We start from the raw sequence: 17153 nt of genomic DNA, 5'->3' as shown, positions 1-17153 counted from the left end.
ACCGGAGCCGATGCAACGGGTGACCGTGAAAAGGGGATGGGCTGCGTCGATTCAGCCCCTCACTGCACCGGTGCCCACTCGGGGCCGGTTTCCCCGAGTTCCGGGTCGAGCTTCGCGATGAGCGGTTTCGGCTTCGCGAGGGTGGTCCCCGGAATGACGCCGATGCGCTCCCAGCGGGCCTGCTGGTTGGCGTAGTCGCCCATGATGACGGGATAGCTGCGTCCCTTCTCCGGGATGCCGACACCGACCGGCTCGACCGGCATGTCGTCGGTCACCTCGTGGATCTCGGGCATCGCGGCCCAGACGCCGTCGCGACCGAGGGTCTCGTGCACCTTCTGCGCGGTGTGCGGGAGATACGGCGTGAGCAGGGTGTTGCAGTCGCTGACCACCTGCAGGGCGGTGTGCAGCACTGTGGCCAGGCGCTCGCGCTGCGACTCATCCTTCGCCAACTTCCAGGGCTCCTGCTCTGCGATGTAGGCGTTCGCCTCGCCGACGACGTGCATCGCGTGGGTGATACCGGCCTTGAACTTGGACTGGCTGAGTGCCCCACCGACGACGTCGAACGCCTCGGCGGCGAGGTCGAGGATCCGGCGATCCGCATCGGTGAGCTCACCCGGTGCCGGAACCTCCCCGAAATTCTTGTGCGCCATCGACACCGTCCGGTTGACCAGGTTGCCCCAGCCGTTGGCAAGTTCGTTGTTCACCCGGCGGACGAACTCGTCCCACGTGAAGTCGGTGTCGGTGTTCTCCGGGCCGGCGACGGCGATGAAGTAGCGCAGCGGGTCCGGGCCGAACTCCTTCAGGAAGTCCTTGACGTAGATGACCACGCCCTTGGACGACGAGAACTTGGAGCCCGACATGGTGAGGTACTCGGAGGACACGACCTCGGTGGGGAGCTGGAGGGCACCGAACTCGCCCTGCTGTCCTCCCCTGGCGCCCAGGCCACGGTATCCCAGGAGCTCTCCCGGCCAGATCTGGGAGTGGAACGTGATGTTGTCCTTGCCCATGAAGTAGTAGGACAGGGCCTCCGGGTCGGTCCAGAACTTCCGCCACGCCTCCGGCTGCCCGGTGCGCCAAGCCCACTCGATGGACGAGGAGAGGTAGCCGACGACGGCGTCGAACCAGACGTACAGTTTCTTCGCACCGTTCCCGGACCAGCCGTCGATCGGGACCGGCACGCCCCAGTCGATGTCCCGGGTCATCGCCCGCGGACGCAGATCCCCCAGCAGGTTGAGCGAGAACTTCAGGACGTTGGGGCGCCAGTCGGTGCGCCCCTTCAGCCATTCCTCGAGCGCCCCGGCGAGGGCGGGGAGATCGAGCAGGAAGTGCTCGGTCTCGACGAATTCGGGGGTCTCCCCGTTGATCTTGCTGACCGGATCGATGAGATCGGCCGGGTCGAGCTGGTTGCCGCAGGCGTCACACTGGTCCCCACGGGCCCCCGCGGCCCCGCAGAGCGGGCAGGTTCCCTCGATGTACCGGTCGGGCAGGGTGCGGCCCGTCGACGGGCTGATGGCCCCCATGGTGGTCTCCGCGACCATGTAGCCGTTGTCGTGGAGCCCCCGGAAGAGCTCCTGGACGACGGCGTAGTGGTTCCGGGTCGTGGTCCGGGTGAACAGGTCGTAGGAGAGGCCGAGTCCGGCGAGATCCTCGACGATCTGGCGGTTGTACCTGTCGGCGAGCTCCTGGACGCCCACGCCCTCCTTCTCCGCCTGCACGAGCAGCGGGGTGCCGTGCTCGTCGGTGCCGGAGATCATGAGCACATCCGACCCCGACATTCGCTGGAAACGGGCGAACACGTCGGAGGGGACACCGAACCCCGCCACGTGTCCGATGTGGCGGGGACCGTTGGCGTAGGGCCAGGCAACAGCAGTGAGCACAGACTTCGTCATGTGCACCAGCCTAATTTATCGGTTCCCCGGGTGCCGCCCCCGGGGCCCGGAGCACGATGAAACCCCGCCTCCGGATGAACCGTGGGCGGGGTTTCGGCGATGCGTGGAAAACAGTTACCTGCCGGTTTCCTTCTTCGCGGACCTGGAGGAGGCCTTGACCTTCGGCGATTTCGCCGCCTTGGCCGCCTTCTTCGCCTCCCGCTTCTGGTGCTCCGCGTGGATGCGGGCCTCGCGGGCGAGGTTCATGGCGAACTCGCGCTGCGCCTTGTGATCCAGGTAGAGCTGGTCGTTGCGCAGATCCTTCACGATCGCGAACATCAGCAGGAAGATCACGAGGAGGAAGGGGCTGGCGACGATGATGGTCACGTTCTGCAGGTTGCTGAGCACGTCCTCGCCACCACTCATCAGGAGGGTCAGCCCGATTGCGGCGGTACCGATTCCCCAACCGGCGGTGACGAAGCGGTTGGCCTCCAGCCGGCCGTTCTGGCTCATCGAGCCCATCACCGTGGACGCGGAGTCCGCCGAGGTGATGAAGAAGGTGGCCAGCAGCAGCATCGCGAGGAATGCGGCGATGGAACCACCGGGCAGGGTGTAGAGGAGGTCGAACAGCTGACGCTTGGCGTCACCGTCACCGTAGATGGACTCATCGATCTGCTCGAGGTGGATCGCGGTGCCGCCGAAGATGCAGAACCAGACGACGGAGACGGCGGTCGGCACGGCGATGACGCCGATGACGAACTCACGGATCGTGCGGCCGCGGGAGATCCGGGCGAGGAACATGCCGACGAAGGGGCTCCACGAGATCCACCACGCCCAGTAGAAGATGGTCCAGCCCGCGAGCCAGTCGCCGGCGGTGCCGTTGGCGGAGTCCGCGGTCCGGGCGGCCATCTCGAAGAACTCGAGGAGGTAGTTGCCTGCGGCGGTCGGGATCATGTTGAGGATGTGGACCGTCGGCCCGAGGATGAACACGAACACGGCGAGGAGACCGGCCAGGATCATGTTCACGTTGGAGATGTACTGGATGCCCTTACCGACGCCGGACATCGCGGAGATGACGAAGGCGAGGGTCAGGACGAGCACGATCATCAGGATGGTGTTGTCGGAGGCGTCCGGGATCAGACCGGTCTTGTCCAGACCTGCGGAGATCTGGACGGCACCGATTCCCAGCGATGCCGCGGTACCGAAGACCGTGGCGATGATGGCGAGGATGTCGATGATCTTGCCGAGCACGCCCTCCGCACCCTTGACCCCGATCAGCGGGGTGAAGGCGGAGCTGAGCAGCTGCTTACGGCCGACGCGGAACGTGGAGTAGGCGATACCCAGACCGACGATGGCGTAGACGGACCACGGGTGGAGGGTCCAGTGGAACAGGGTCGTGGCGAATGCGGTGCCGACCTCCTGCTCCTCATGACCGGGGACCCCGGCACGATAGTGGCCGAGCGGCTCGGAGGTTCCGTAGAACATCAGACCGATGCCCATGCCTGCGGCGAACATCATCGCGATCCAGCTCACCGTCGAGAACTCGGGGGCCTCGTTGTCCCGACCCAGTTTGATGTGGCCGAACTTGGTGGCCGCGAGGATCACGATGAACGCGACGAACACCGTACCGAACAGGGCGAAGGCCCAACCGAAGTTGTTCACGACGACCGCGAGGGTGTCGGAGGCGAAGTCGGAGAAGGTCAGAGGGCTGACCAGCCCCCAGACGACGACGGCGATGACGATCGCCATCGCCGGTATGATCACCGGCCAGCAGAGCCGGTGGAACTCGGCGTCGGCCTCCGAGACGATGTCCTCGGTGTCGTCGATGTGGTGGAGCCGATCCGGCGCTTCCAGCATCGACGCCAGGGTCTGCGTCGCTGAGCGGGGCTCGGGTTCAGTCAGACCGTCCTTCGGTCCGCGCTGATGGGTGTGGTGCGCGTCTTGTTCATTCGGGTCAGAGTTGGTCATGTTTCCAACATGGTGCCAAACGCATGATTAATCAAATGACCAGCGTTTTTTATCACCCGCTTAAGGAAAATACGGGGTTAATCGCAGCTCTGCGTTCCCTCCATATCCCCTGACCAGAGTGTCCGCCGGACCTTTTACGTAACAGATCGGCAACAGTTCAGTCACGAAGTGTCACGACGGCGTCGTAAATCTGTTTCTTGGAGACCCCGTGCGCTGCGGCGAGTTCCGCGCACACGGTCTTCAGACGCTCTCCGGCGGCCGCTCTGGCAGCCGCCTCCTCCACGAGTTCCGAGACATCCTTGACGGCGGGTCGCGCCCCCTCTATGACCACCGAGATCTCACCCCGGACACCCCCGTCCGCCCAGCGGGCGAGCTCCTCCAGAGTGCCCCTCTTCACTTCTTCATAGGTCTTGGTGAGTTCCCTGCAGACCGCGGCCCGACGCCGGGGACCGAGCACCGCGGCGGCATCCGCGAGGGTCTGCGCCAGCCGGTGCGGGGACTCGAAGAAGCACACCGCCCGGCGTTCTGTCGCCAGCTCCTCCAGCCAGGACACCCTGGCCCCGTGCTTCCGGGGCGCGAACCCGTCGAAACAGAACCGCCCGACGGGCAGACCCGACAGAGCGAGTGCCGTGGGCACGGCGGACGGTCCGGGGAAACAGGTCACGGGAACACCTGCGTCGTGTGCCGCCTCAACGAGCGGAAATCCCGGGTCAGAGACACCGGGCATTCCGGCGTCACTGACCACCACCACGGTCCCCGTCCGGGCGACATCGAGGAGCTGCCGGACACGCCCGACCTCATTGTGGTCGAAATTGGAGATGATCCGCCCCTGCGGCCGTACCCCCAGCGCGGAGGCGAGCGCGGAGCACCTCCGCGTGTCCTCCGCGGCGATGACATCGGCGTACTCGAGGGCCGTGGCGAGACGTGGCGACGCATCGGCGATGTTCCCCAGCGGGGTGGCGGCGACGATCACACCTGTCGGCAGCTGACGGGGTTCGGAATGCATGCGACAAGTCTCCCACATACCCCGCCCGGTGCACCGCGGACACCGAATTGGACCACCTGCACTGTCGCACCCGCAGCACAACCAATAGACTCATTCGGGTGACCGATGCAGCAGACACCCTCCCCTCCGCCGAATCCCGTGCCGTGACGCCCCCGGCACGGAGGTCCGGGCACCGCTTCCAGCTCCCTCCCCCCACCGGCCCGATGCACTACCCGTGGACCCGCACCGACACCACCACGTTCCTGGTCATCGGCCTGCTCGCCCTGATCACACGCTTCTTCAGACTCACCTCGGCCACCGGTGACGGCACACCGGTCTTCGATGAGAAGCACTACGTCCCGCAGGCATGGGACATGGTCCGTTCAGCAGGCAATCCGGTCACCGGTGGCATCGAGGCGAACCCGGGATACGGGCTCGTGGTGCATCCGCCACTGGCGAAACAGCTCCTCGCCTACGGGGAGATGCTGTTCGGGTACACCCCCCTGGGATGGAGGTTGAGCACGGCCGTGTTCGGCGTCGCGACGGTCGTCCTCGTGATGGCCCTGACCCGCCGCCTCACCGGGTCCCCCGTCGCGACCGCAGCGGCCGGGATCCTCGCCGTTGTCGAGGGGGTGCTCCTCGTTTCCTCCAGGTTCGGCATGCTCGACATCTTCCAGGCGTTCTTCGTCATCGCCGCGGCATACTGCCTCGCACGGGACTTCGCACAGGTCTGGGAAAACTATCACCGGGCGTGGGAGGACGGGACACTCCGGTCGGTGTCCTCAGCGTTCGGCCCCCGGGCCGGGTTCAGATGGTGGCGGTTCGGGTGCGGGATCCTGCTCGGAATGGCTCTCTCCATCAAGTGGTCGGGCCTCTACTACATGGCCTTCTTCGGTGTCCTGACGGTCTGCCTGGACATCTGGCTCCGCCACCACTACCGCATCGCCCGCCCCCTGACGGGGATGCTCGTCCGCGACGCGGTACCGGCGTTCGCCTCGACCGTCATCGTCCCTGTTCTCGTCTACGCCTGGAGCTGGCGGGCGTGGTTCGCCTCGGAGACGGGGGTGTACCGGCACTCGGCGGTCAACGGCGACATCTCACCGGACTCCCCGCTGACCAAACTCCCCGACGCCCTGGCGGGATGGCTGTACTACCACCACCGGGTCCTCGATTTCCACGCCTCGCTGACCAGTTCCAGCGGCCACAGCCATCCGTGGGACTCCAAACCCTGGTCGTGGCTGGCCGCCACCCGGCCGATCCTGTACTACTCGCAGACCGGTCTCAGCTGCGGTGACGACACCTGCCGACGGATGATCCTGCTCTTCGGCAATCCCGCCGTCTGGTGGCTGACGGTCCCCGTCGTCCTGTGGGGTCTGTGGTGCCTGATCATCCGCCGCGACCTCCGGTTCGCGGTTCCGGTCACCGGTTTCACGGCGGGTTGGCTTCCGTGGCTCGTCGCCTACGACCGGCAGATGTACTTCTTCTACGCGACCGCCATGGTGCCCTTCACGGTCATCCTGCTCGGGATGACGCTCGCCCAGATCGCCCGGACGGGGACCTCCGTCCGGGCGAGGTTCCCCGGGCTCCCGGTACCCCGGAGCCTCACCACCGGTGGCCTGGGTGTGATCTGCTACCTGGCGCTCGCGGTGACCCTGTTCTTCTACTTCCTGCCCATCCTCTACGGCTTCCGGATCACCGACGCACACTTCGAGTCGTTGATGTGGCTCCGCAGCTGGAAGTGACACCCGGTTTCCGCCCCGCGCCCCACTCACGGTGTGCGGGGCGGAAACGTCCGTCACCGGCCGAAGCCGTAGATCTCCTCGCCGTCGCGGCTGATCCGTACGGCCGGGGACGGTTCCAGTGAGAGTTCCACCCGGAGCCGTTCGCCCCCCTCGCCGACGCAGTCGTAGGTGTAGGCCGTGTTCGACAGATCGACCGTCTCCACGCGTGCCCGGACGAGCCAGGGATGGTTGCGGCGGACACTGATCAGATCGTGGTGCAGCCGGCGCAGCCGGTCACCGGTCCCCCCCAGTTCGTCGGGCGAGACCGGGAACGCCGGACGGACCTCGTCGTCACCGCCGATCCGCTCGTACTTCTCCCCCTCCATCCCGAACTCGTCGCCGTAGTAGACGGCGGGGGTGCCACCGACGGTGAAGAGGACGGCGGCTGCGACAGCCGCCTTGTCCGGGCCGACCTTCGTGGCGATCCGGGTGACGTCGTGGTTGCCGACGAACGTGTAGGGCGTGAAGGTCCCCAGCATGTCGTTGTGCCGCCGGAGGCTCCACTCGAGTTCGAAGAAGTTCCCGTCGTTGAGTGAACTCCACGTCGCCTTCCACAGTTCGTAGGCCGTGATCGAATCGACGCCTGACCTCCGCACGTAGTCCGCGTAGTCTCCGTGGATCATCTCCCCGTAGATGAACGCCTCCGGGAACTCCTCCCGCACCCGAGGCAGGACGGAGGACCAGAACTCCGCGGGAACCGCGTAGACGGCATCCAGACGCCACCCGGCGATGCCCCGCCGGAGCCAGTGGAGCATCACGTCCGTGACAAGGTCCGCGACGCGGGGATCCCCGTGGTTGAACTCGACGAGCCCGTCGTGTCCCTCGAAGGTTTCGGCGGACGCGGTTTCCCCGTCGAAGGAGATCCGGAACATTCCCGCGTACTCGCCGTCCGGGCCCTCCGACAAAGCCCTCTGCACCAGCGGGTGCTCACTGCTGACGTGGTTGAACACCCCGTCCAGGAGCACGCCGACCCCGCGGTCCGTCGCGGCGTCGATCAGCTCATCGAAATCGCCGTCATCGCCCAGCCGTGGATCGATGCGCAGGAAATCCAGGGTGTCGTAGCCGTGGGACGTCGATTCGAACACAGGACCCAGCTGGATCACGTTGAATCCGAGTCCGACCGCGTAATCCAGCCAGTCGATCAGGGCGGGCAGCCGGTGTGTGAGCTCACGCTCCCCGGGGCCGGACGGGCGCACCGGAGCCGCGGTGAATCCCAGGGGATAGACGTGCCAGGTGATGGCGTGATCGACGAAACTCATGACGTGTTTTAGCTCCTGGGGAATCGAGTTCAGGTAGACGGGATCCGAGGACGTCTATCGGACCCGGCCCCAGTCTGCCACGGAGGCCCCGTATGCACACAGCCCACGGGAGCCCTCAGTCGGGACGGGCGGTCGCCGCCCGCCAGGCCCGGCCCATGGCCACCAGACCGAAACCGGACAACCAGGTCCACAGGAGAACCAGGGTCGAGAGAAGCAGCAGAACGAGCCCGAAGACATCGGAGGCACTCGCATAGCCCAGCACCACGTCCCGGGTGGCGAAACCGAAGCTGAACGCCCACAGCGCACCGTAGACCGGGACCATGCCCGCGACATTCTGCGGGCGCCACGCGGCGAAGAACAGGCCGAACGCGAGCGCGAGCCGCACGGCCGCGGCGTCGACGAACAGTCCGGCGGTGACGGAGGTGTCCACACCGGGATCGACCGGTGGCGCCACCACGGCGGCCGAGTCCCCGAGGAGCACGATCGCCCAGATGACGTAGGCGAGCCCGATCCCGACCAGAACCACGCGGGACAGGGCCAGCCCGAACGCCCGGGCCGCGGCCCGGCGCCGGGCCTCCGGCTCGATGCCCGCGAGAATGGTCTCGGACAGATCCGGGGCGACCATCGGCCCCGAACCGGAGGCGGTGGACAACTTCAGCTGGCGGTTCAACGCGGCGGCGGAGTCGAGGAAAGCCCGACACTCCACGCATGCGGCGACATGGGCGTCGACGACGTCGTCGGCGATACCCGCGGGTTCCCCGTCCAGCCGGGCCGACAACGCCCGCTGGATCCCGGCGCAGTCCATCATCTGCCCAGGACCCCGTCGATGCTCGCGCGACCGGGACCGAACACCACGACCATCAGCAGAGCGGCGATGAGTACCACGACGTACTCGAACCCCCCGTCCGCGACGAACACGGTCGAGCCGAGGTGGACGAAGTAGAAGGCGCAGGCCATCAGGAGCGCGAGACCCGCGGCGACGAACGTCGCCAGGAGCCCGACGACGAGCATTCCCCCGCCCACGAGCTCGGCGAGCGCGGCGATCCACGCCGACAGCTTCGGCTGCGGCACACCCGCCGCACTGAACTGTCCCGTGGTCTCGGTGATGCCGGTGAAGAAGAGCTTGTCCCATCCGTGGGCCACGAACACCAGCCCGAGGATGGCGCGAAACACCAGCAGCATGCCGTCCCTGACAACCGGTTTATCCATATCGACAGACTACCCGGTGGTACCCACGCGCTCTGCTCCCATGGTCCGGAATTCCTAGAACTCCTCGAGGATGTTCCCGCGGACCTCGAACCACCTCAGGGTGTCGGCGATGCCCTCGTCGATGGAGTGCTCCGCGACCCAGCCCAGTTCGTCCTTCGCCCGGTTGGACCGGGTGAAGGCACCCGCGACGTCGCCCGGGCGCGGCGGCCCGGTGACGACCTCGAGCTTCTCACCGGAGACCCGGGAGAAGGCGTCGGCGAGCTCGAACACCGTGGTCCCGTCACCGGTGCCCAGGTTGATCACCCGGTAGGAGCTCTCGGCGTCGGTACCCGGGACCACGTCGTCGAAACGCTCCACGGCCCGGCAGTGCGCCTGGGCGAGGTCCCAGACGTGGATGTAGTCACGGATTCCGGATCCGTCCCGGGTGGGCCAGTCGACACCGGTCACGGTGAACGGCTTTCCCGCGTTCTTCGCCTCGATCATCTTGCCCATGGCGTGCGAGGGGAATTCGAGCTGCAGACCGGTGCGCATCTTCGGGTCGGAGCCGATCGGGTTGAAGTAGCGCAGGGACAGAACCTTCAGGTCGGTGCCGTGGGCGATGTCCCGCAGCATGCCCTCGACGTGGGCCTTGGTGCGTGCGTAGGGGCTGGTCGGTGAGATGTCACAGTCCTCGTCCACCGCGAAGTCCTCCCGGACCGCGTATATGGACGCCGACGAGGAGAAGATGATCCGCCGGCAGCCGTTGGCGAGCAGCGCGTCGACGAGCTCGAGCGTTCCCTCGACGTTGTTGCGGTAGTACATGATCGGCTCCGCGACGGACTCGGGGACGACGATCGACGCAGCACAGTGGATCGTCACGGCGATGTCCGGGTGCTCGGTGAAGACCCGGTCCACCACGGACCGATCCGCGATGTCGCCCTCGTACACGGTGCGGTCGGTGACGAACTCCCGCCGACCGGTGGAGAAGTTGTCGAGCACGATGACGTTGTGGCCGAGCTCCATCAACGCGGAGCCGACCGTCGATCCGATGAAGCCTGCGCCGCCGGTGATGAGAATGTCCATGTGGGTTCCTTGCCTGGGTTCGTCTGTCGCGCGACCGGGATCGAGGTCGTGGCCACCGACCTCTGTCGGCGGGTAACGGAATGGTCTCGTTTCCACTGAACCTATCACTGCCGGGCGTACATCAGGCGGGACACCGCCGGGAAACAGGAGGATTCACGGACATCCACGTGATTCAGCTCGTGTGCAGCAGCATCTCCGTCGCACGCCGTGCCGGCCGGGGCATCATCCCCTCCCCCGGAGCGCCACCTCCACCCGGGCTCCCGTCACGGATTGCGGTCACCGCCGACCGTCCGGGCCGGCGGACCCCGCGGTCCTCCCGCCGTCGTCACGACCCGCGCGGATCCCCATCGCCGTTGTCTGGCGGGGCGCACGGAGCCCCGTTACCCTGGCATCACCGGGAACATCTCCGCCCCTGCCCGGCCGACGACGCGAAGGAATCGCCGACAGATGCTCGAACTACCGCCGATCACCTGGCAAGCGGTACTGCTCGGACTCACCGTGGCCGTGTGCGGCTATGTCCTCTCCCGGCTGATGAACTGGGCGACCTCCCGGTTCCTGTACTGGCGGGGCCGCAGCGACTCCTCCCGCCGGGTGTTCGCGGGCCTGGTCCAGGCGGCCGTGATCGTCATCTCCCTCGGCGCGGCCCTGACCATCGTCTTCCCCAGCGTCAAACCCGTCGACATCCTCGGCGGGATCGGACTGTTCTCCCTGGCGATCGGTATCGCCTTCCAGACGGTGCTGGGCAACATGTTCGCCGGAATGGTCATCCTCGCCCGGGACCGGTTCCGTGTCGGCGACCAGATATCGCTGAAGGATCACGCGGGAACAGTGGTGGAGATGCAGCTTTCCCACACCGCGATCCGCACCTTCGACGGTCGACTGGTGCTCATCCCGAACTCCGCGCTGCACTCCGAGATCGTCACCGTGCAGACGGGCTTCGAGTACGTCCGCTCCACCGTCGTCTTCGACCTCACCATCGGCAGCGATCCCACCGCAGCCCGCGAGGTGGCGCTGAACGCCATCCGCGAGCTGCCCAGCGTGCTCTCCGATCCCCCGGCACAGGCACTGTTCTCACAGGTCGGAACCGGGACGATACAGCTGGACCTGAGGTTCTGGACCAGCGCCCGCCAGCTCGACACCAAGGAAGCTCAGGACGCGGTGATCGAGCACGTCCTGGGTTCCTTCGCCGAGAACGGAATCACCATCGGGACACCTCCGTTGGCCGTCCAACTCACGGAGAGCCCGAATGCGGAGAACGAAGGACCGGAAGAACAGGCCTAGCAACCCTGGATCTGCACCACGCGCTAAACGCGGGTACCGCAGGGCTCCGCCACCCCGGAACCCCGCGATAGGGGTTGTCGTAGGAACATCCGGAGCATTGTTCTCCCGGGACGGACAGATCCCGTCGACAGCAGGAGATCCGGGTGCCGGCGGTCTCTTGCGGTGGGGTCAGGGGCACATGTCCGACTCCATGCTCGTGGGGATCATGTGTTGCCTGCTTCTGCGTTGGTTACGCAGGTGGACTGCACGACATCAATCGTGCAGTCGTGGATGCCGCGGATGAAGAAACGTTATCGGCGTACATTCACCGATGCGGCCCATCCCTCTGCGGTCAGGTCTGAAGCATCGCCAGTTCAGACCTCAGAGGAAGCTCGACACGAGGGTCACGCACGACAATGCCAGCATCCCCAGGCAATTGACCCGGAAAGCGGCTCCGGTTGCTTTCGCCCGGATGTGGGCTGCTGATGCGCACAGGAAGTAGGCGATGACCCCGCTGTTGGCTGCAAAGGCGATTCCGGGGACCCAGATGCCCGCGATGAGCCCCCCTGCCGCAAGCACCTTGACAACGAGCAGGATCCACCACCACTCCTCGGGGAACCGGACACCGTGGAGACACATGCGGATGAAGCCGAGCGGCCGGATCGACAGCGCCACGTCCAGGAGAAGGACGGCGGCCAGGAGAGCTGGTGGCACCCACCACGACGGAAGCAGAATCACGGGTGACCTCCCTCATGCGGGCAGATCGCCGCGAAGACGTCCCGCAACTGAGCCGTGAATTCCGACACGGACCTCTCCGGCGTGGCCGACCACATGAACAAGCTCCCGATGTACGCCGCGTGGAACGCGTCGGCACACCCGCGTGCGTCGACGGACCTCGGGCAACCGCAGGCTTCCACCAGATGCTCGAACACAGCGATCAGCCGCCGCGCGAGGTCGGTGAAGACCACGGAGGAATGTCTCCCACCGACCAGAATCGAGGCGTACGCCTGCGCGAGGTCACGACGCTCATCGAAGAGCGACACGAACGGCTCAACCACTGCCACCGCCTCTTCGTCGCACCGGGTTCCGACACCCGGGGCGAGAGCATCGGCGTACTGCTGACGCTCCGCGATAAGGCCGTCGAAGAACTCCACCAGCAGGGTTTCCTTGTCCCCGGCCGCCATCACGGTCCCGACACTCACACCCGCTTTCCGCGCGATATCCCTCACGGTCGTCTCAAGGAATCCACGCTCGTCGAACAACTTGCCTGCCGCCTCCAGCACGGCACGGCGCGTCGCCTGACGCGCCTCAGCCCGGATGCCGTTCATCTCCACCTCCTGAACCTGTTCACTGAACATGTTCAGATTACTTCAGGGGACTGAGCTCTTCAAGAGACGTTGGCGGTACACCCGCACAGAGAGTCAACCCGGAGGCGATGCCCGACATGTCCACCGCATGCCCGAACGCATCTCCCTCTCGGGTGCACCTCCGTCACATAGCGAAACCAGTGGGAATGGCGACGTTTGACGATCCGGTTCCCGACACCGAGATGCCCTCCTCCCCAGCTGTGGACACGACAAATCTCTACCAGCAGACACACGGGGCCGCTCGGAAGATTCCGAAAAGCCTGGAAGCTCGCAGGAAAGTCGTTGGGTCTCCACGCGGTGACTTCATTGAAGCAGTAGGCCCTGGCATATTCAGTGACTCCACCGACAAGCCATGAAAAGGACTCGAACGACAAAAAGGAACCAGAACGAAGCAATCCAACTCAATAACGCAGAAGCCACACTCTCCGAAAGCGGGGTCTGCACCGGTAGCGTCTGGGAGAAATACGCCCACACCACGGTGGGCACCGCTGAAACGCGGGAGCCCCCTGAATACTCCACGGACAAGATCTTCATCGGTGACCACACCATCACCGTCGCCTAACGGTACCTCGACCACGGAGGCACGATCGCCCCGGAAAACACGGAAAAGGGGAAGTGAGAACCCCAAAGAGTTCGACACTTCCCCTCGACGTGGAGCTAAGGGGAATCGAACCCCTGACCTCCTCGATGCGAACGAGGCGCGCTACCAACTGCGCTATAGCCCCTCACGGTGTTTCCCTAGGGAGACACCCGGGTACCGGGATCCGGCGTTGACCGGACCACTCGGTGCTGGTGGACATGTTACGCCCACAGGCCCGGCGACACAATTTGAACTCTGTCCTCCCGGATCAGTGCCCGTCACCCGCCCGAAACCGGTGGTACCGGTCGCCCGGTCAACCCGCCCGGCGCGGGTGATAGGTCGATATGTCGATCACGGTGTCCTCATCGGTCCCGGCCCCCGCGCAGCCCTCGTGGAGTTCGAGCTCGTGGAAATCCGGGCTCTCGTCGTCGATCTCCAGGACGACCGCACCGGGGCGCCGCAGGCGTGCGGGAAGCCCGAGTTCGGCGTCGGCTGCATTACGTACGCCGAGACGTGCGCGGCGGATCTGACGGATTCGGCGGGCACGGAGTTCCTGTTCGGCCATGACCTGGGTGCGCAGCGCGTAGAGGTACATGCCGAGCAGCAGCCCCACGGCGGCTGGCACCAGCCAGTACAGTCCGCCGAACAGGAAACCTATCCCGAGGCCCGCCAACAGGAGCACGGCGAGGATGACCAGGGTGCGTTGGCGCCGTCGGAACCGGGCGGCGGCGTAGGCGTCGTGGGTCTCCGGATCGAATCCGCCACGACCACGGCGGCTCGCGGCGAACGCGATGTCCTCTTCGGTGAGTTCCGGTTCGGCCTCCTCGATCTCGGCGACAGCGGTATCCGCGGTATGCGGCTCATCCCCGTAGTCGTAGGCCTCACCGGTGTCGTCGGCGGGCCGGTAGTCACCAGCCGGGTGCAGGAGGTCGGCGGGGTCGGTGTAGGCGTCGTCGTGGTGGAAGGCATCTTCGTCGTCATCGTCGAGGTCGACCGCGGGGACGACCACGGTGTCGACCGTCTCGGGGTGCGCGGCCAGGGCGGGCAGCTCCGTGACGACCTCACCTTCGAGGATCTCGATGGCGTCCTGTTCGGTCGGGCGTGTCCGGGCGCGCATCCGGCTGCGGATCTCCGCTGCCGCCGCCCTGCGGCGTTCGCTGGCGGTGGCGGTGCCGGAACTCCTGTCTCCGTCCTCCGTACCCGGACCGTCACCGTCGTCGACCGCCGATCTCCGACCGAACAGGGCGGAGAAGAAGCCACCGATCCCGGTGACGTGCGTCGCGCCTCCGTCCCCGGAGGTTTCGGTTTCAGCGTGCTCACCGGCGTCATGGTCCGCCGGTTCGGCGTCGTCCGTGCGCCCCCGTCCGGCGACGATCTCCGGATCATCGAGGAGTTCGTACTCACCGGTGACCGGGTCCCCGGGATTGACCGGATCCGTCGATGATTCCGCCGGGCCGTGGATGCCGGTGTGCCCGAGCCGCGGCCTACGACGGGGTGCCTGCGTGGCATCGTCCCCGGAGAAGACGATGCGGGTGTCGTCGAACCCTTCACCCGCGTGCCGGATGGGTCGCCGGTTGCGCAGCACGAGTGGAAGGAGCACAAACAGCCAGACCACGATCATCAGGCCGATCACGAATGTCCCGAACATGAGCGTCCGCCCACCTTCCACTTGATTGCAACAGAATGACGGGCAGGGTGAACTGCCACTTCCACCCAACACTAACCGTGTTCGACGGAGCTTCCCGGTAGGCACGCCGGGTGTTCACGGGGTCGGGACAGCCTGCGTCAGACCGCCTTCCGGAGGATTCTGCCGCCGCGTATCAACCGGTCGACGCAGGAATCGAGGAACTCCCCCTCGGTCAGTGCCACGAGATGGTGGTCCCTCCAGTCACCGTCGATGTGGAGGCACCGCACCAGGTAGCCCTCCTCACGGAACCCGTTGAGCGCGAGGACCCTTCCCGATGCCGGGTTGGCGGGCAGGTAGGTCGCGGTGACCCGATGCACACCGACCCTGTCGAAGGCGTGGTCCGTACCGAGTGCGACAGCGGCCGTCGCCACACCGCGCCCGGTGTAGCGACTGGACACCCAGTAGCCGATCCAGCAGTCGGACACGACACCGTGCTGGATGTTGCCGAGGGTGAGCTGCCCGGCGAAACGCCCGTCGCATTCGATGGCCATGGGGACCAGCACCCCCGTGTTCGCCATCGTTCGGAGGGTAAGGAGAAGTCGCCACCAGGCGGAGCGGTCGTGGGCGCGTTCCCATGTTCCTGCGACGGTGGGCTCCACAGGGCGGAGGATCTCGACGTCCTCGGTCCGCATGGCGCACCAGGATCCGGCGTCACGCCGCAGCAGGGGGCGGAGGCGGACCAGGGTTCCGTCGGGGAGAACGACCCGGTCGGTCACTTCGGGCCAGCCCGGGTGCTCGGGGTGCGGGTCTCGGCTCGCCCGTTTCTCCGACTGTCCGACCGCACACCCGAAGGGATCAATCACGCGCGTCCACGTCCCCTGCCGGTCCTGTCACTGACTCTGGGAGAGGAAGAGGACATCGACGACGTCTCCGGGGCGGATCGCGGTGACCTCCTCCGGGATCCGGATCATCGCGTTCGCCGCCCCCATCCCGGCGAGCAGGTGGGCGGGCGCGCCGCCTGCACCACCGAGTCCCTCGACGAGGTAGTCGCGTGTCTCGGCGTCACGCATGAGCCGGGCCCGAATGAGTCCGCGGCGTCCCTCCCTCGAGGTGATGCGGTTGAGTGCCCGGGCCTTGACGGCCCGGCGGGTGGCGTTGCGCTTGCCGAGCGACAGGCGCACGACCGGGCGGATGAATGTCTCGAAGATGACGAGGGCGGACACCGGGTTCGAGGGCAGGAGGAACACCGGGATGCCCTCATCTCCGAGAAGACCGAACCCCTGCACGGATCCGGGGTGCATGGCGACGCGGGTGGTGTCTATGTCACCGATCTCCGAGAGCACCCTCCGGATGGTCTCCGAGCCGGCGCCGCCGACCGCTCCCGAGATGACGATGATCTCGCTGCGCAGCATCTGTCCCTCGATGATCTCGCGCAGCCTCCGGGGTTCCCCGGCCGCGATACCGACCCGGTGGACATCCGCGCCGGCTTCCCTGCCCGCGGCGGCGAGCGCGTAGGAGTTGACGTCGTAGACCTGTCCCCGGCCCGGCTCCCGGTCGATGTCGACGAGTTCGGCGCCCGCGGAGATCACGGACATCCGGGGACGGGGATAGACGAGGACCTTCGGGTGACCGACGGCGGCGAGCAGCCCGATCTGCGCGGGACCGAGCACGCTGCCCGGTGACACCGCCACGTCACCCTCACGGATGTCGTCCCCGACCTTGCGCACGAACTCACCCGAGCGTACGGGGCGTTCGGCGGTCATTCTCTTGTGCCCGCGGTCGGACCAGGCGAGCGGGAGAACCGCGTCGGCGAGGGTGGGCAGAGGTGCTCCGGTGTGCACGCGCACGGCCTGTCGCGGCTGCAGCCGGAGTGGCTGCTGCGAGCCCGCGGGAACTTCACCGACGACGGGAAGCGATTTTGCGGCCCCCTTGGGTTCCCCGTCCTGATTGTCCTTCGCGGAAGCGAGCTCCGGGGAGCCGATTCCACGTTCTCCTCCGACGTCAACGGCACGGACGGCGTACCCGTCGATCGCGGCCTGGGTGAATCCGGGGAGCGGGCGTGTCGCCTGGACCTCCTCGGCGCACATGAGGCCGAGCGCTTCGGAGATGGCGATGCGAACCGGTTCCGGGGTGACCGCGGCACGGGTCACGAGGGACAGTTGCTGTTCGACGGAACGCACTCGCTTC

14 protein-coding genes and 1 tRNA gene are annotated in these 17153 nt (G+C 66.4%); 2 read left to right on the top strand and 13 right to left on the bottom strand.

Annotation, left to right across the window (positions count from 1 at the left end; genetic code table 11):
• Positions 1–59: 59 nt before the first annotated feature.
• The 3 genes from metG to rsmI all read right to left on the bottom strand — a co-directional run bounded on the left by metG (position 60) and on the right by rsmI (position 4842).
• Positions 60–1889: a methionine--tRNA ligase gene (gene metG, locus KRX55_RS05615; protein WP_218406798.1), complete on the bottom strand. Its 1830-nt coding sequence runs from the start codon at positions 1887–1889 to the stop codon at positions 60–62.
• Positions 1890–2003: 114 nt separating this feature from the next.
• On the bottom strand, positions 2004–3836 hold the full coding sequence (locus KRX55_RS05610; protein ID WP_200259683.1) for a BCCT family transporter: 1833 nt from the start codon (positions 3834–3836) through the stop codon (positions 2004–2006).
• A 157-nt stretch (positions 3837–3993) separates the two neighbouring features.
• Entirely contained in the window at positions 3994–4842 is an 849-nt protein-coding gene (gene rsmI / locus KRX55_RS05605; RefSeq protein ID WP_218406797.1) for a 16S rRNA (cytidine(1402)-2'-O)-methyltransferase, read from the bottom strand.
• 98 nt (positions 4843–4940) lie between these two features.
• On the opposite strand from rsmI, the gene KRX55_RS05600 reads away from it, so the two are divergent.
• Positions 4941–6563 carry a dolichyl-phosphate-mannose--protein mannosyltransferase gene (locus KRX55_RS05600; protein WP_370625760.1) on the top strand — a complete coding sequence of 541 codons (1623 nt, stop codon included), beginning with the start codon at positions 4941–4943 and terminating at the stop codon, positions 6561–6563.
• A gap of 53 nt (positions 6564–6616) precedes the next feature.
• Here KRX55_RS05600 and KRX55_RS05595 read toward each other — a convergent pair whose 3' ends face one another.
• The 4 genes from KRX55_RS05595 to galE form a co-directional block, all read right to left on the bottom strand.
• Positions 6617–7861 carry an alpha-amylase family protein gene (locus KRX55_RS05595; RefSeq protein ID WP_218406796.1) on the bottom strand — a complete coding sequence of 415 codons (1245 nt, stop codon included), beginning with the start codon at positions 7859–7861 and terminating at the stop codon, positions 6617–6619.
• A gap of 115 nt (positions 7862–7976) precedes the next feature.
• On the bottom strand, positions 7977–8669 hold the full coding sequence (locus tag KRX55_RS05590; RefSeq protein ID WP_200259674.1) for a zf-HC2 domain-containing protein: 693 nt from the start codon (positions 8667–8669) through the stop codon (positions 7977–7979).
• Positions 8666–9070: a DoxX family protein gene (locus KRX55_RS05585; protein ID WP_218406795.1), complete on the bottom strand. Its 405-nt coding sequence runs from the start codon at positions 9068–9070 to the stop codon at positions 8666–8668. Before KRX55_RS05585 ends, KRX55_RS05590 begins: the two co-directional genes overlap by 4 nt.
• A gap of 54 nt (positions 9071–9124) precedes the next feature.
• Complete coding sequence (gene galE, locus KRX55_RS05580; RefSeq protein WP_218406794.1) at positions 9125–10132, bottom strand: UDP-glucose 4-epimerase GalE; 1008 nt, start codon at positions 10130–10132, stop codon at positions 9125–9127.
• Between the two features lie 447 nt (positions 10133–10579).
• Between galE and KRX55_RS05575 the strand changes: the two genes are divergently transcribed.
• Positions 10580–11413, top strand: a complete 834-nt coding sequence (locus KRX55_RS05575) for a mechanosensitive ion channel family protein (protein ID WP_218406793.1) — start codon at positions 10580–10582, stop codon at positions 11411–11413.
• Between the two features lie 360 nt (positions 11414–11773).
• Here the strand turns inward: KRX55_RS05575 and KRX55_RS05570 are convergent, their stop codons facing one another.
• From KRX55_RS05570 to glp, 6 genes are all read right to left on the bottom strand, one after another.
• Positions 11774–12130, bottom strand: a complete 357-nt coding sequence (locus KRX55_RS05570) for a DoxX family protein (RefSeq protein ID WP_198737566.1) — start codon at positions 12128–12130, stop codon at positions 11774–11776.
• Positions 12127–12750, bottom strand: coding sequence for a TetR/AcrR family transcriptional regulator (locus KRX55_RS05565; RefSeq protein ID WP_218406792.1), 624 nt, complete (start codon positions 12748–12750; stop codon positions 12127–12129). Before KRX55_RS05565 ends, KRX55_RS05570 begins: the two co-directional genes overlap by 4 nt.
• 661 nt (positions 12751–13411) lie before the next feature.
• Positions 13412–13484: transfer RNA gene (locus tag KRX55_RS05560), tRNA-Ala, on the bottom strand.
• 168 nt (positions 13485–13652) lie between these two features.
• The gene (sepX, locus tag KRX55_RS05555) at positions 13653–14987 is read right to left on the bottom strand and encodes a divisome protein SepX/GlpR (RefSeq protein ID WP_218406791.1); all 1335 of its coding nucleotides are present in this window, start codon (positions 14985–14987) and stop codon (positions 13653–13655) included.
• A 137-nt stretch (positions 14988–15124) separates the two neighbouring features.
• Positions 15125–15829, bottom strand: a complete 705-nt coding sequence (locus KRX55_RS05550) for a GNAT family N-acetyltransferase (RefSeq protein WP_218406790.1) — start codon at positions 15827–15829, stop codon at positions 15125–15127.
• 27 nt (positions 15830–15856) lie between these two features.
• A complete protein-coding gene (glp, locus tag KRX55_RS05545) occupies positions 15857–17146 on the bottom strand; it encodes a molybdotransferase-like divisome protein Glp (RefSeq protein WP_218406789.1) in 1290 nt (429 codons plus the stop codon).
• Positions 17147–17153: the final 7 nt, after the last annotated feature.

This window comes from Corynebacterium sp. TAE3-ERU16 (genome assembly GCF_019209935.1).
Classification (GTDB): Bacteria; Actinomycetota; Actinomycetes; order Mycobacteriales; family Mycobacteriaceae; genus Corynebacterium; species Corynebacterium antarcticum.
The sequence above is the reverse complement of the archived record's forward strand: the minus strand, read 5'-3'. Positions and strand labels throughout refer to the sequence as shown.

Excerpts from the sequence above, each read along its gene's own strand:
- metG (WP_218406798.1), bottom strand. The coding sequence starts at position 1,889 with ATGACGAAGTCTGTGCTCACTGCTGTTGCCTGGCCCTACGCCAACGGT.
- KRX55_RS05610 (WP_200259683.1), bottom strand. The coding sequence starts at position 3,836 with ATGACCAACTCTGACCCGAATGAACAAGACGCGCACCACACCCATCAG.
- rsmI (WP_218406797.1), bottom strand. The coding sequence starts at position 4,842 with ATGCATTCCGAACCCCGTCAGCTGCCGACAGGTGTGATCGTCGCCGCC.
- KRX55_RS05595 (WP_218406796.1), bottom strand. The coding sequence starts at position 7,861 with ATGAGTTTCGTCGATCACGCCATCACCTGGCACGTCTATCCCCTGGGA.
- KRX55_RS05590 (WP_200259674.1), bottom strand. The coding sequence starts at position 8,669 with ATGATGGACTGCGCCGGGATCCAGCGGGCGTTGTCGGCCCGGCTGGAC.
- KRX55_RS05585 (WP_218406795.1), bottom strand. The coding sequence starts at position 9,070 with ATGGATAAACCGGTTGTCAGGGACGGCATGCTGCTGGTGTTTCGCGCC.
- galE (WP_218406794.1), bottom strand. The coding sequence starts at position 10,132 with ATGGACATTCTCATCACCGGCGGCGCAGGCTTCATCGGATCGACGGTC.
- KRX55_RS05575 (WP_218406793.1), top strand. The coding sequence starts at position 10,580 with ATGCTCGAACTACCGCCGATCACCTGGCAAGCGGTACTGCTCGGACTC.
- KRX55_RS05565 (WP_218406792.1), bottom strand. The coding sequence starts at position 12,750 with ATGTTCAGTGAACAGGTTCAGGAGGTGGAGATGAACGGCATCCGGGCT.
- sepX (WP_218406791.1), bottom strand. The coding sequence starts at position 14,987 with ATGTTCGGGACATTCGTGATCGGCCTGATGATCGTGGTCTGGCTGTTT.